The 12,124-nt window shown below is 71.6% G+C and carries 13 protein-coding genes; 7 read left to right on the forward strand and 6 right to left on the reverse strand.

The window, feature by feature from the left end; translation table 11 throughout:
* Window positions 1-28 precede the first annotated feature (28 nt).
* Window positions 29-676: a TetR family transcriptional regulator gene (locus ACSHXC_RS22205; protein WP_438293265.1), complete on the reverse strand. Its 648-nt coding sequence runs from the start codon at window positions 674-676 to the stop codon at window positions 29-31.
* Between the two features lie 414 nt (window positions 677-1,090).
* Here ACSHXC_RS22205 and ACSHXC_RS22210 point away from each other — a divergent pair, with 414 nt between their 5' ends.
* From ACSHXC_RS22210 to ACSHXC_RS22220, 3 genes are all read left to right on the forward strand, one after another.
* A complete protein-coding gene (locus ACSHXC_RS22210; protein WP_438293266.1) occupies window positions 1,091-1,894 on the forward strand; it encodes a VOC family protein in 804 nt (267 codons plus the stop codon).
* Between the two features lie 174 nt (window positions 1,895-2,068).
* A complete protein-coding gene (locus ACSHXC_RS22215; protein WP_438293267.1) occupies window positions 2,069-4,411 on the forward strand; it encodes an outer membrane protein assembly factor BamB family protein in 2,343 nt (780 codons plus the stop codon).
* Window positions 4,412-4,519: 108 nt separating this feature from the next.
* Window positions 4,520-5,335, forward strand: coding sequence for a putative protein N(5)-glutamine methyltransferase (locus tag ACSHXC_RS22220; protein WP_438293268.1), 816 nt, complete (start codon window positions 4,520-4,522; stop codon window positions 5,333-5,335).
* Here ACSHXC_RS22220 and ACSHXC_RS22225 read toward each other — a convergent pair.
* Complete coding sequence (locus ACSHXC_RS22225) at window positions 5,302-5,853, reverse strand: hypothetical protein (RefSeq protein ID WP_438293269.1); 552 nt, start codon at window positions 5,851-5,853, stop codon at window positions 5,302-5,304. The two genes, ACSHXC_RS22220 and ACSHXC_RS22225, sit on opposite strands and share 34 nt — an antisense overlap.
* A gap of 385 nt (window positions 5,854-6,238) precedes the next feature.
* On the opposite strand from ACSHXC_RS22225, the gene ACSHXC_RS22230 reads away from it, so the two are divergent.
* A complete protein-coding gene (locus ACSHXC_RS22230; protein WP_438293270.1) occupies window positions 6,239-6,760 on the forward strand; it encodes a hypothetical protein in 522 nt (173 codons plus the stop codon).
* Window positions 6,761-6,870: 110 nt separating this feature from the next.
* Here ACSHXC_RS22230 and ACSHXC_RS22235 read toward each other — a convergent pair whose 3' ends face one another.
* From ACSHXC_RS22235 to ACSHXC_RS22245, 3 genes are read right to left on the reverse strand one after another with little or no spacing between them, the layout of a single operon-like run.
* Window positions 6,871-7,644, reverse strand: a complete 774-nt coding sequence (locus tag ACSHXC_RS22235) for an enoyl-CoA hydratase/isomerase family protein (RefSeq protein ID WP_438293271.1) — start codon at window positions 7,642-7,644, stop codon at window positions 6,871-6,873.
* Window positions 7,641-8,072, reverse strand: coding sequence for a Zn-ribbon domain-containing OB-fold protein (locus tag ACSHXC_RS22240; protein ID WP_438293272.1), 432 nt, complete (start codon window positions 8,070-8,072; stop codon window positions 7,641-7,643). The genes ACSHXC_RS22235 and ACSHXC_RS22240 overlap by 4 nt, the downstream gene beginning before the upstream one ends.
* Before the next feature lie 3 nt (window positions 8,073-8,075).
* On the reverse strand, window positions 8,076-9,224 hold the full coding sequence (locus tag ACSHXC_RS22245; protein ID WP_438293273.1) for a lipid-transfer protein: 1,149 nt from the start codon (window positions 9,222-9,224) through the stop codon (window positions 8,076-8,078).
* A 145-nt stretch (window positions 9,225-9,369) separates the two neighbouring features.
* On the opposite strand from ACSHXC_RS22245, the gene ACSHXC_RS22250 reads away from it, so the two are divergent.
* The 3 genes from ACSHXC_RS22250 (at window position 9,370) to ACSHXC_RS22260 (ending at window position 11,687) form a co-directional block, all read left to right on the forward strand.
* Window positions 9,370-10,956: a FadD3 family acyl-CoA ligase gene (locus ACSHXC_RS22250; protein WP_438296749.1), complete on the forward strand. Its 1,587-nt coding sequence runs from the start codon at window positions 9,370-9,372 to the stop codon at window positions 10,954-10,956.
* 114 nt (window positions 10,957-11,070) lie between these two features.
* The gene (locus ACSHXC_RS22255; RefSeq protein WP_438293274.1) at window positions 11,071-11,313 is read left to right on the forward strand and encodes a type II toxin-antitoxin system Phd/YefM family antitoxin; all 243 of its coding nucleotides are present in this window, start codon (window positions 11,071-11,073) and stop codon (window positions 11,311-11,313) included.
* The gene (locus tag ACSHXC_RS22260) at window positions 11,313-11,687 is read left to right on the forward strand and encodes a type II toxin-antitoxin system VapC family toxin (RefSeq protein ID WP_438293275.1); all 375 of its coding nucleotides are present in this window, start codon (window positions 11,313-11,315) and stop codon (window positions 11,685-11,687) included. Before ACSHXC_RS22255 ends, ACSHXC_RS22260 begins: the two co-directional genes overlap by 1 nt.
* Before the next feature lie 194 nt (window positions 11,688-11,881).
* Here the strand turns inward: ACSHXC_RS22260 and ACSHXC_RS22265 are convergent, their stop codons facing one another.
* The gene (locus ACSHXC_RS22265) at window positions 11,882-12,082 is read right to left on the reverse strand and encodes a hypothetical protein (protein ID WP_438293276.1); all 201 of its coding nucleotides are present in this window, start codon (window positions 12,080-12,082) and stop codon (window positions 11,882-11,884) included.
* Window positions 12,083-12,124: the final 42 nt, after the last annotated feature.

The raw sequence follows: 12,124 nt of genomic DNA on the forward strand, positions 1-12,124 counted from the left end.
CGTGGGGTATCTGCCGATGTGCGTACGGCTACTTCGTCGGCTTCTTGCCCGTGATGCCCAGGTGGACCAACAGGGCCAGATTGGGCTTGAGTTCGGCCTGCTTGACGCCCCAGGTCTGGAAGCCCTTCTGGTGCGAGGCGACCGAAGCCAGCATCGCGACGAGCGAGCCCGCCATCGCCGCCGGGCTCACGTCCTTGTCGACCTTGCCCTTGGACTGGAGCTCGGTGACCGCGTCCGTAAGGGAGTTGGTGACCGAGTTCAGGATCTTCATGCGGATCTTGTAGAAGCGTTTGTCGCCCTCGGCGGCGCCCAGGTCGACGACCCGCAGGATCGCGTCGTTCCTGCGCCAGAAGTCGAGGAAGCCCTCGACGAGCTCCTCCGCTGTCTGCCAGCCTGCCCGCCCGACCCAGGAGCGGCCCTCGACCAGAGTGGTCAACCCGGCGCCCTCCTTGGCCATTTCCTCCGCGATCTCCAGGACGGCGCCCTCGACGTCGGGGAAGTACTGGTAGAAGGTCGCGGGTGAAGTGCCCGCCTTCCGGGCCACGTCGATGACTTTTACGTCCCGGTACGGCGAGGAGCTGAGCATCTCACTGAGGCAGTCGAGCAGCTTCTGCCGTGTCGCCTGGCCGCGTCGGCCGGCCACGCGGCCGTCGACGGTGCGTACTTGTCCTGTCATGCCGTCAGCTTACCGAGGGGTGATCGGAGCGCGATTCGGCCGAGTGCAAATGGGGGCCCGGGGGCGGTACATCCCGATGGGCGCGGGGAACCGGTCGCCCCGATGGCCGTCCACGGGGGCGGTCACCGGGGCGAGGGCCGACGTCGCCGCCGACCGCCGTTCGCCTCGCCGGTCGTCGACTTTCGGCCGTCCGCCCTCTTGGTGCCTCCGTCCCGTCCGGCCACTCGAATGGTGTTATCAACACCCTGTGGACAACTTTGGTGGACAAGCCGTGCGGCACTTGGCTCACCACCCCGGCGCGCAGGGAAATCTGGCCATATGTTCGAATTGCGCGACCGCATCGGACGTGATGGGCCGTTAGTTTGACCCCGATACGGCCCCACGACGGGGGCACCTCAGGAAGGAATCAGGCGCATGGGCGGATATCCGGAAGGCGCGCCGTGCTGGGCCGACGCCTCGCTGTCCGATCTGGCGGCCGGCAAGAGGTTCTACGGGGAGCTCCTCGGGTGGACCTTCGACGAGGACACCGAGGGCACGCCCGACGGCAAGCAGGGCGGCTACACCAGCGCCTTCAAGGACGGAAAGCGCGTCGCGGCCCTCCAGTCCAAGCGGGACGGCCGCATGCCGACCTCGTGGACCGTCTACCTCGCCACCCCCGACGTCCACGCGCTCGCCGCCCGCATCCGCGAGGCCGGCGGCCAGCTGATCACCGAGCCGCTTCCGGTCCCGCCGCACGGCACGATGGCCGTCGCCGCCGACCCGGGCGGCGCCGTCTTCGGCCTGTGGCAGGGCGATGCGCACACCGGGTTCGAGCTGACCCGCACGCCCGGCTCGTTCTGCTGGACCGAGGTGTACACCCGCGACAAGGACCAGGCCGACGCGTTCTACGAGTCCGTCTTCGGCTACGAGGGCGGCGACCCGGGCAGCCCCGACGAGATCGGCGCCGACTTCCGCACCTGGTCCTTGCCCGGCGCCGAGCCGGGGCCCGACAACGCGATCGGCGGCCGCAGCCTGATGTCCGACGCCTTCCCCGCGGCCCTGCCCGACCACTTCCTCGTCTACTTCAGCGTCGAGGACTGCGACGCGGTCGCCGCCGCCTGCACCCGTCTGGGCGGCAGGGTCACCGCCGAGCCCTTCGACATTCCGTACGGGCGGATGGCGGTCCTCAACGACAACCAGGGCGCCGCCTTCGCCGTTCTGCAGAGCTCAGGCACGTAAAAGCACCAGCGAAGCACGCGCGGCACGTCCGGGGTGTCCCGGATCGGGGGGAGACATCCCGGTCTCGACCCGGGTTGGCCACCGGCCACCTCCGGCAGGGAGAATCGGGGTGCCGCGTGAGACGCTGCACGGGGCCGAATTCATGCACGGCCCGTACGGGGAGGTGGCAGGCAAGTGGAGCAGCTGACGCAGCACGACCCGAGGCGGATCGGCCCCTTCGAGGTGCTGGGACGGCTCGGTGCCGGCGGCATGGGGCTGGTCTATCTGGCGCGCTCGGCCTCCGGCCGCCGCGTGGCCATCAAGACGGTGCGCACCGAGCTCGCCGAGGACCAGCTCTTCCGGGTCCGCTTCACCCGTGAGGTGGAGGCGGCCCGCGCGGTCAGCGGCTTCTACACCGCCGCCGTCGTCGACGCCGACCCGCGCGCCCCCGTGCCGTGGCTGGCCACCGCCTACGTACCGGCGCCCTCCCTCGAAGAAATAGTGAATGAGTGCGGGCCGCTCCCGGCCCAGGCGGTGCGCTGGCTCGCGGCCGGCATCGCGGAGGCCCTGCAGTCCATCCACGGCGCGGGCCTGGTCCACCGCGACCTGAAGCCGTCGAACGTCCTGGTCGTCGAGGACGGGCCCCGCGTGATCGACTTCGGGATCGCGTCCGGGGTCTCCAACACCCGCCTGACCATGACGAACGTCGCCGTGGGCACCCCCGCCTACATGTCGCCCGAGCAGGCCAAGGACTCCCGCAGCGTCACGGGAGCCTCCGACGTCTTCTCGCTCGGCTCGACCCTCGTCTTCGCGGCGACCGGGCACGCGCCCTTCCACGGCGCGAACCCCGTCGAGACCGTGTTCATGCTGCTGCGCGAGGGCCCGGACATCACCGGCCTGCCGGACGAGCTGCGCCCGCTCATCGAGTCCTGCATGCAGATGGAGCACCCCAACCGCCCGTCTCCCGAGGACCTCCAGGCCCAGCTCGCGCCCCACCTCTTCGCCTCGGGCTCGGACGACAGCGGCACGGCGTCGGCCTGGCTGCCGCCCCGCTCCGTCGCCATGATCGAGCAGCGCAGGGGCGGCGGCCGCATGCAGGTCGCCAAGCCCGCCGACCCCTCGCCGAGCTCCGCCGTGCACTCCGGCAGGCCGGCCCCGCCCCGCCCGGTGGAGCCCCCGTACCCGGGCGGGCACGGCGGCTCCGCCGTCACCTACCCGCCCGTCCATGCCGACGACCCGGTCCACCTGCCCGGTGCCAAGGTGCCGATCGGCCCCGGACCGCGGGCCGCCGACGCATCCCGCGTGGCCGTCGACGCCGGGCCCGCCACCGGCTGGGTGCGCAGGCCGGGCGCCAATGGCGCGCAGGCCGGCCCGGTGCCGCCGCCCGCCCATCCTCCCGAGGCCCCCGGACGCTGGCGCCCCTGGCGTTTTCGCATGTCGAACGATGTGTGGGGCACCCCGGCGGTCGCGGGCGACCTGCTGTACGTGACCTCCTTCGAGGTACACGCCCTGGACGTGGGCAGCGGCCGCCGCCAGTTCAAGACGCGCGACGTCGCCTGGGCGATGGCCGTCGAGGCCGGCCGCATCCACGCCTCCGACGGGCCCACCCTGTACGCCCTGGACGCGGCCGACGGCGGCGAGCTGTGGCGCCTTCCGGCGGACGCCTGGGTGTACTCCCTGAAGGCCGACCGCGGCACCGTCGTCACCGGCACCCGCGGCGGCGGCGTACAGGCCTGGGAGGCCGCGAACGGCGAGAAGCTGTGGGAGACGGCCGGCGCCCAGACCGACTTCGAGACCCCCGAGGCCGGGCCCGCCATCCACGACGGCACGGTGTACATCTGGCAGGACGCCCGGCTGCGCGCCCTGGACGCCCGCACCGGCGTCGAGCGCTGGTCCTACCCGGTCGGCGACGCGGCCTCCTGCGGCGGCGTCCCGGTCCGGGTCGCGCCCGCGCAGGACGGCTACGTCTACGTCTCGGCGGGCACCCGCGTCCTGGCGATCGACATCGCCTCCGGCCACGTCCGCTGGCACTTCGAGGCCCCCGCGGTCTTCCTGTGCCCGCCGACGTTCGCACCGGGTCCGGCGGTGGCCGGGGGCGGCGTGTACCTCGCCGACTACCTCGGCACCGTGTACGCCCTGGACGCCTCGACCGGCAAGGACCGCTGGCGCATCGCCACCGAGTCCCGCCAGTCCGTCGAGCCGGTCCTGGTCGCCGACGGCAACATCCACGTGGGCAGCGGCAACGCGCTCTACACCCTGGACGCGGTCACCTCGACCCCCAAGTGGCGCTTCGCGGCGGGCGGCGAGGTCGTGGGCACGCCCGTGGTCGCCGACGGCCGCATCCACTTCGGCTCGGCCGACCACTGCCTGTACACGCTGGACGCGGCGGGGGGCCAGCTCCGGTGGAAGCTTGCCACCGGGGGGGAGATCACCGGATCCCCTGTCGTGCGCAGCGGGGTCGTGTACGCGTGCAGCAAGGACAGGTGCGTGTACGCGCTCGACGCGGTCAAGGGGACTGCTACTTCTGGATCCCGCTAGACGCGGGGGATGCCTTTGTTGTCTGCTGCGGGCCGCGCGTGGCTGGTCCGCAGCAGCCCGCGCCCCTCAAGGGCGTAGATGCCGCACGGGTTGAAAGGGCTTCTCCGTATGTCAGTCGAACCGTTGTCCCCCTCAACCGTCGTCACCCGACTTCGCGCCGCGGGGTGTGTATTCGCCGAGGACGAGGCGGAGTTGATACTTGCCGCCGCTGAAGGTCCCGCCGACATGGCTGCGATGGTGGAGCGCAGGGTCTCGGGGCTGCCGCTTGAGCACGTTGTGGGGTGGGCCGAGTTCTGTGGGCTCAAGGTGGCTGTCGACACCGGGGTTTTCGTGCCGCGCCGACGTACGGAATTCCTGGTGCAGCAGGCGCTCGCGGCCGCTGACGCGGCACGCCCGCTGGTGATCGTGGACCTGTGCTGCGGGTCGGGGGCGCTCGGGGCCGCGCTCGCCTCGGCGCTGCCGGGGGCCGAGTTGCACGCCGCCGACATCGAGCCGGCCGCCGTGGCCTGCGCCCGGCGCAACGTGGCCGCGCTGGGCGGCCGGGTCTACGAAGGCGATCTCTTCGCCCCGCTCCCGCCCGGGCTGCGCGGCCGCATCGACATCCTGACGGCGAACGTACCGTACGTACCCACGGACGAGGTCGGCCTGCTGCCGCCGGAGGCCCGCGACCACGAGCCGCTGGTGGCTCTGGACGGCGGCTCGGACGGGCTCGACATCATGCGCCGCGTGGCCCTCGCCGCACCCGACTGGCTCGCTCCGGGCGGCACCCTGCTCGTCGAGACCAGCGAGCGGCAGGCGCCGGGTGCGCTGGCCGCGATGTCCGCGGGGGGCCTGCGGGCCGGGCTCGTCACCTCGGAGGAGCTGTACGCGCATGTGGTGACCGGCGTGCGTCAGGCGCGGGGAGGGCTGTCCGGGGGCTCGTAGGGCGGCTGCTCGTCCGGGGGCAGCGCGTGCCGGGGTTCGTACGGAGCCTCGTACGGGGTGTCCGGCGTGGTTGCCTCGGAGCGGGGCCCCGGCTCCGGCCCGGCCACTGGGCGCCCCGACATCAGGCCCGCCGCGAGCACCAGCGCCAGCCCGCCGCCCAGGGCCATTGCGACGCCCTGCCCGAGCCCGTTGCCGGAGGAGTCGACGCTCAGGCTTCCCGTGACCTGCCCCTGCCGCACCATCCACAGGATGGCGAAGCCGAGCGTGATCAGCCCGGCGACGGCGACCAGGATGCGCGAGCGGAGGACGAGCCCCACCAGGGTTGCGAGCGCTGCGAAGGCGAAGGGGAGCAGGATGGAGCCGGCCACCTGCGCCTTGGTGGCGGAGATGCCCGAGAACAGGTCGTCGATGCGGTAGGTGCTGCCGTGACGGCCGTCGTACCAGGCACGGAAGGGGCTCCAGACGGCGGCCGTCGCTCCGGCGAGAGCGAGGATCGAGCCGAGGATGTTGCGGATCATCGGCGGCCCTCCTTAGAGGCGGCTCTCGCTGCCGACGCTACGCCGGGCGGGACCGCGCCGCTACCCGGCGCCGCGTTCGCCTGCAGCCCGGTGGGGGCTGGTCGCGCAGTTCCCCGCGCCCCAACAGCACCGGGTACAGGCATCTCCAGCCCGTCCGGCGATTGAGGACGAGCGCCTTTAAGGCGCGAACGGGGTCTGGGGCGGAGCCCCAGGACTGGCCCGCGGGGCCGCGCGATACCGCCCAAGAGCCGGGCCCGCGCATCGCCGAACTCCGCGCCGGACAGGGACACTTGATCACCCCGAAGGGGTGGTCAAGTGCTGTTAAAGTGTCGGCCGGTCTTCGGAGGGGGCGACGGTGGTACGTCGCGGGATGAAATGCCTGGCCATGGCGGCAGGCCTGGGGCTCGCACCGACCGGGTTCTCCAGCCACGGCAGCCACGGCAAGAGCCACAGCTCCGGCGGTGGCTGCTCCAACTCCCATAAGAACAACGGGAGTTCAAGCAGCGGGAGTTCGGACGACAGCAGTGGTGGCAGCAGTAGCAGTAGCGGCAGCTACAACGGCAACCGCTACGACAGCAACAACACCACCGGCAGCACGAGCGGCGGCTCGACGAGCGGCAACCGCACGGCCACCGCCACCACGTACGTCGTCACCTGCGCATCGGCGGCGAGGGGCGAGAGCGACTCCACGATCAGGGTCAGCACCGGATCGGGCAGCTCCGGCAGTCGCAGCTACCAGGTGCGGGTCATGTTCTACGACAAGGCCGGCGCCGTCATCGACCGGGGCGCCGCCTCGGTGAGCCTGGGCCCCAACGCCGCAAGCACCGTCAAGGTGCCGATGAGCAAGCCGGCCCTGCTGGGCCGGGTAGACCTCTGCGGCTCCGAGGCGACCTCGCTCCGCGGGTAGCGGGCCGCGTCATCCGCGGCCCGGTGGGGGCTGGTCGCGCGGTTCCCCGCGCCCCTTTCGGGGCACGTGCGCCGCGCCGCACTCCGCAAGACCGCTTGCCGGACCGGCCCTCACCTGATCCGGAACTCCCCCGGCCGCCGAGCAGCAAACAGCTCCGCCTGTCGCGCGGCCGGCAAGTTGCCCAGTGCCACAAACCCCGGGGCGCGCGCATGGGCCGCGGCCAGGGTGGGCTCCTTCGCGGCCCAGAGCGACCGCACCGTCCCCTGCACCGCCTCCGTGGGAAACGAGGCGATCGTCTCGGCGCACCGAGTCGCCACCCCCAACTCCTCACCCGAAACGGTCACTTCGCTCGCGAAGCCGATCTCGTACGCCCGCCGCGCCGACATCCGCTCGGCCGTCCCCATGAGCGCGAGCCGGGCCGCCTCGCCGTGCGGAATGCGCAGCGCGAGGTACATCGACTCGTACGCGCTTACCATCCCGTACGTCGTGTGCGGGTCGAAGAACGTCGCGTCCTCGGCGGCGATCACGAACTCCGCCTCGCCGAGCAGGTAGAACGCCCCGCCGCAGGCCATTCCGCGCACGGCGGCGATCACCGGCTTCCACAGGTCGTTCGCCTTCGGGCCGAGCGCGATCAGCGGATCGTCGGTCGAGTACGGGGACGGCGGCTGCGGCACCTCGGCCGAGCGGTCGATGCCGGTGCAGAAGGCCCGCTCCCCGGCGCCCGTCAGCACGACCGCCCGTACCGTGTCGTCGAACCTCAACTCCCGCCAAATCGAAAGGAGTTGATCCACCATCTCCAGATCCACCGCGTTCAGGCGCTCCGGCCGGTTCAAGGTGACGACCGCGACGCCGGTCTCCTTGTCGCGGTCCACCAGGACGCTCATGCGCGCTCCAGGAGCCAGCGCGGCACGGTCATCCCGTCGACCTCGGTGAACGCGACCTGCACGCGGGCGCCGATCCTCAGCCGGGCCGGGTCGACCGAGTCGAGGGCCGCGTCCGGCTCGGCGACCACGTTGCCGACGAGCCGGATCAGCGGATCCTCGGCGAGCTCGACGACCACCGCGTTGTACGGGGCCTGCGCCGCGTAGTCGGGGAGGAGCGGGGGGTGGGGGAGCACGTACGACCAGATGCGGCCGCGGCCCGAGACCCGGCGCCACTCGCTGCCGAAGGACTGGCAGTGCGGGCAGCAGGGCCGGGGCGGGAAGCGGAGCCGGCCGCAGTCGGGGGCGGCGCAGGCCTGGACGCGGAGTTCGCCCCGGGCCGCGTACTCCCAGAAGGGGGCGCCGTCGTCGTCCACAACAGGGGAAAGCATCTGTCAACTCCTCAGCAGAATGGCGGAGGTGGGGACTCCCTCGCCCGCGGTGACCAGGCAGGTGGCGGCGTCCGGGACCTGGGCGGTGCTGTGGCCGCGCAGCTGTTTGACGCCCTCGTTGATGAGGTTGAACCCGTGCACATAGGCCTCGCTCAGGCCGCCGCCCCCGGTGTTGATGGGCAGCCGCCCGCCGATCTCCAGGGCGCCGCCCTCGGTGAACGCGGCCCCTTCGCCTCGCCCGCAGAAGCCGTAGCCCTCCAGGGAGAGCGGGATGAGCGGGGTGAACGCGTCGTAGATCTGGGCCACGTCGACGTCGTCGGGGCCGAAGTCGGCCTGCTTCCACAGGTGCCGGGCGGCGGTCCAGGCGGGGCCGGTCAGCGGGTCGTCGTTCCAGTAGTTGACCATGCCGTGGTGCTGGGCGGGCAGGCCCTGGGCGGCGGAGTGCACGTACACGGGCTTCTGCCGGCAGTCGCGGGCGCGCTCGGCTGAGACGACGACGCACGCCAACGCACCGTCTGTCTCCAGGCAGTTGTCGAAGAGGCAGAGGGGTTCGCTGATCCAGCGGGAGGTCATGTACATCTCGCGGGTCAGCGGGCGCTCGTACATGATCGCGGCCGGGTTCTGGTTGGCGCGGTTGCGGCAGGCGAGGGCGACGTTGAAGAGGTGGTCGCGGGTGGCGCCGTGCTCGTGGAGGTAGCGGCGGGCCAGCATGCCGATCTCGTCGGCCGGCCTGAGGAGCCCGAACGGGCGCGTCCACTGGGCCGGGGTGGGAAGCTGAACTGCCGTGTTCTTCCAGGGTCTTGGTCCGCTTCCGCGCTTCCGTGACCGCCATGCCACGCCGACATTCGCCTGCCCGGTGGCGATCGCGGCGGCCAGGTGCCCGACGGTCGCGCAGGAGCCGCCGCCCCCGTAGCCGATCTTGCTGAAGAAGGTCACGTCGCCCGCGCCGATGGACTTGGCGACCTCGACCTCGTCGGTCTCCTCCATCGTGTACGAGGCGAACGCGTCCACCTCGGCGGGGCTGATGCCCGCGTCGTCGAGCGCGGCGACGATCGCCCGGCACGCCAACTCCTTCTCCGACTCGGGCAGTTGCCTGGCGAAGGGCGTCTGCCCGATCCCGACTATGGCTGTCGCGTCCTTCAGGGTGGCCATGGCCCCACCTCCACGAGCGTCACCAGTACTGACAGCGGAGGAGGCTACAGCTAATCTGACGGTTAGTCAGCAATGGGGTCTCCCCTGCTCGAACGGAGTTGAGAGCTTGGGGAAGTGCCGGGAGGAGCTTTCGATGGGGCTGTCGATGCGCGGGGACCTGGAGTGGGGCACGATCGCGAAGCTGGTACGCGCCGTGGCCGTCCGGTACGGCGAGCGCGAGGCCGTCGTCGAGGGCCGCAGCCACATCTCGTACGCGGAGCTCGGCGAGCGGGTCGAGCGCGCGGCCGCCGCGTGCCTGGCGGCCGGCGTCGAGCCCGGCGACCGGGTCGCCCTCTGGGCGCCCAACACCGCGGACTGGATCGTCTCGGCGCTCGGCGCGGTGACGGCGGGCGCGGTGCTCGTGCCGCTGAACACGCGCTTCAAGGGCGCGGAGGCGGCGTACGTCCTCGAAAGCAGCCGCGCGAAGCTGCTCTTCGTGACCGGCACGTTCCTGGGCACCTCGTACGTCGCCTCACTGCGCCGAGCGACGGCCGAGGGCTCCGGCCCCGGTCCGCTGCCCTCGCTCCCGCACCTGGAGCAGGTGGTGGTCCTCTCGGACGACGCACCCGACAACTTCCGTACGTGGAAGGACTTCCTGGCGGGCGGGGAGGGGGTGGCGGGCGCGGAGGTGGCGGCCCGGGCGGACGGCATCGAGCCGGAAAGCCCCTCCGACATCATCTACACCTCGGGCACCACCGGACGTCCCAAGGGCGCGGTGATCACCCACGCCCAGACCTTGCGCGGTTATGCGATCTGGTCGGACCTCGCGGGCCTGCGCGAGGGCGACCGGTACTTGATCGTGAACCCGTTCTTCCACACCTTCGGCTACAAGGCGGGCATCATCGCGTGCCTGATGCGGGGCGCGACGATGGTGCCGCAGCCCGTGTTCAACATCGACACCGCGCTCGCGAACATCGCCGCCGAACGCATCTCGGTCCTGCCGGGCCCGCCCACCCTGCACCAGTCGCTCCTGGACCACCCGGCCCGCGACCAGCACGACCTGAGCGCGCTCAGGCTGGTGGTGACCGGGGCGGCGGTCGTCCCGCTGCGCCTGGTCGAACGGCTGCGGGCCGAGCTGGGCGTGGGCACAGTCCTGACCGCGTACGGCCTGTCCGAGGCGAGCGGCATCGTCACGATGTGCCGCCGCGGCGACCCGGCGGAGGTCATCGCCTCGACCTCGGGCCGCGCGATACCCGGCACGGAGGTCCGGGTCCTCGCCGCCCCGGGCGACCCGGGCGAGGTCCTGGTGCGCGGCTTCAACGTCATGCGGGGCTACTACGAGGACGGGCCGGAGACGGCGCGGGCGATCGACGCCGAGGGCTGGCTGCACACCGGTGACGTCGGCGTCCTGGACGAGGCGGGCAACCTGCGCATCACCGACCGGATCAAGGACATGTTCATCGTCGGCGGCTTCAACGCGTACCCGGCGGAGATCGAGCAACTCCTCGGCCTGCACCCGGAAGTGGCCGACGTGGCGGTGATCGGCATCCCGGACGCGCGCCTGGGCGAAGTGGGCAAGGCGTACGTGGTCCGCCGCCCCGGCTCACCCCTGACGGCGGACGACCTGATCGCCTGGTCCCGCCGAGAGATGGCGAACTACAAGGTGCCGAGGGAGGTCGAGTTCGTGGCGGAGCTGCCGCGGAACGCGAGCGGGAAGGTGGTGAAGGGGGAGCTGAGGGGCGCGGCAGATTGACGAGTGCGGGCATGCCGGGGTGGTTGCGACGGGCTCGAAGGGTGCGGTGGACAGCACAGAGGGCTAGTATTAGTCCACCACTTAGTCCACCCTGGATCGCACCGTGAGGCAGCCGTGGAAGCAGCCCGTCAGTACAACGTCCATGAAGCCAAGACGCACTTTTCCCGGATTCTGGAACAGGTCGCGACCGGCGAAGAGGTCGTGATCAGCAAAGCAGGTGAGCCGGTGGCCAAGGTGGTTCCGTTGCGCCCCAAGGTGCGGCGGACCGGTCGGGGATCACTCCGGGGGCAGATCCGCATCCCGGACGACTTCGATGAGCTGCCTGACGACATCGCCGACGCGCTGGGGATGCGCTGATGCGTCTTCTGCTGGATACGCACGTGGTGCTCTGGTGGCTGGACGACTCCCCGGAGCTGTCGGGAGAGATGAAGAACCTCCTCGACACCGAGCCTGGCGTGTACGTCAGCGCGGTGTCTCCGTGGGAGATCGCCATCAAGCAGTCCCTCGGGAAGCTTGAGGGGCCGCCCGACCTGGCGGAGCGGGTGCGCGACAGCCAGTTCACCGGCCTGCCCATCACCGCCGGGCATGGGGTGCGGGCGGGCCGCCTCCCGGTGCACCACAGAGACCCGTTCGACCGGATACTCGTCGCTCAGGCGCAGACCGAAGGTATGACCCTGGTGACGCGGGACAAGTGGATCCCGCAGTACGACGTTCCGGTGATGCCCGCGTGATGGCGGCGGGACGGGTTCGCCGCGTTGCCGGTGCCTGACCTCGGTGACGGAGGCGGCCCGGCCCGAGGCCCGCTCGTGGAACGGCGGCGGTGCGGGCCCGCCCCCCAGCGGGTCCGCACCGATGGTCTTGCTTCCCCCCCCGGCCGCGGCGGCTCCCCTCCCCCGCCGCCGCGGCCGTCCCCCGCTCGGATCGGCTACTGGGCCTTCGGCTTGAAGGGCTCCGAGGTGGCGTGCTGGTCGAGCGTGGTGATCGCCGGCTCGCCCGTGGCGTGCTGGTCAAGGGTGGTGACCGGGGTGCCGGTGGTGTGCTGGTCGAGCGTGGCGATGGCGGGCTCGTCCGTGGCGTGCTGGTCCTGCGGCGTGACGAGCGGCTCGTTCTTCTTCACGTCGCTCATGATTCTCATCTCCCGTTGGTGACGCTGCCTGAATAGATGGCG

The organism is Streptomyces sp. HUAS TT7 (genome assembly GCF_051550175.1).
Classification (GTDB): domain Bacteria; phylum Actinomycetota; class Actinomycetes; order Streptomycetales; family Streptomycetaceae; genus Streptomyces.

Excerpts from the sequence above, each read along its gene's own strand:
- ACSHXC_RS22250 (WP_438296749.1), top strand. The coding sequence starts at position 9,370 with ATGCGCGGGGACCTGGAGTGGGGCACGATCGCGAAGCTGGTACGCGCC.
- ACSHXC_RS22245 (WP_438293273.1), bottom strand. The coding sequence starts at position 9,224 with ATGGCCACCCTGAAGGACGCGACAGCCATAGTCGGGATCGGGCAGACG.
- ACSHXC_RS22210 (WP_438293266.1), top strand. The coding sequence starts at position 1,091 with ATGGGCGGATATCCGGAAGGCGCGCCGTGCTGGGCCGACGCCTCGCTG.
- ACSHXC_RS22205 (WP_438293265.1), bottom strand. The coding sequence starts at position 676 with ATGACAGGACAAGTACGCACCGTCGACGGCCGCGTGGCCGGCCGACGC.
- ACSHXC_RS22230 (WP_438293270.1), top strand. The coding sequence starts at position 6,239 with ATGGCGGCAGGCCTGGGGCTCGCACCGACCGGGTTCTCCAGCCACGGC.
- ACSHXC_RS22220 (WP_438293268.1), top strand. The coding sequence starts at position 4,520 with ATGTCAGTCGAACCGTTGTCCCCCTCAACCGTCGTCACCCGACTTCGC.
- ACSHXC_RS22240 (WP_438293272.1), bottom strand. The coding sequence starts at position 8,072 with ATGCTTTCCCCTGTTGTGGACGACGACGGCGCCCCCTTCTGGGAGTAC.
- ACSHXC_RS22265 (WP_438293276.1), bottom strand. The coding sequence starts at position 12,082 with ATGAGCGACGTGAAGAAGAACGAGCCGCTCGTCACGCCGCAGGACCAG.
- ACSHXC_RS22235 (WP_438293271.1), bottom strand. The coding sequence starts at position 7,644 with ATGAGCGTCCTGGTGGACCGCGACAAGGAGACCGGCGTCGCGGTCGTC.
- ACSHXC_RS22225 (WP_438293269.1), bottom strand. The coding sequence starts at position 5,853 with ATGATCCGCAACATCCTCGGCTCGATCCTCGCTCTCGCCGGAGCGACG.
- ACSHXC_RS22260 (WP_438293275.1), top strand. The coding sequence starts at position 11,313 with ATGCGTCTTCTGCTGGATACGCACGTGGTGCTCTGGTGGCTGGACGAC.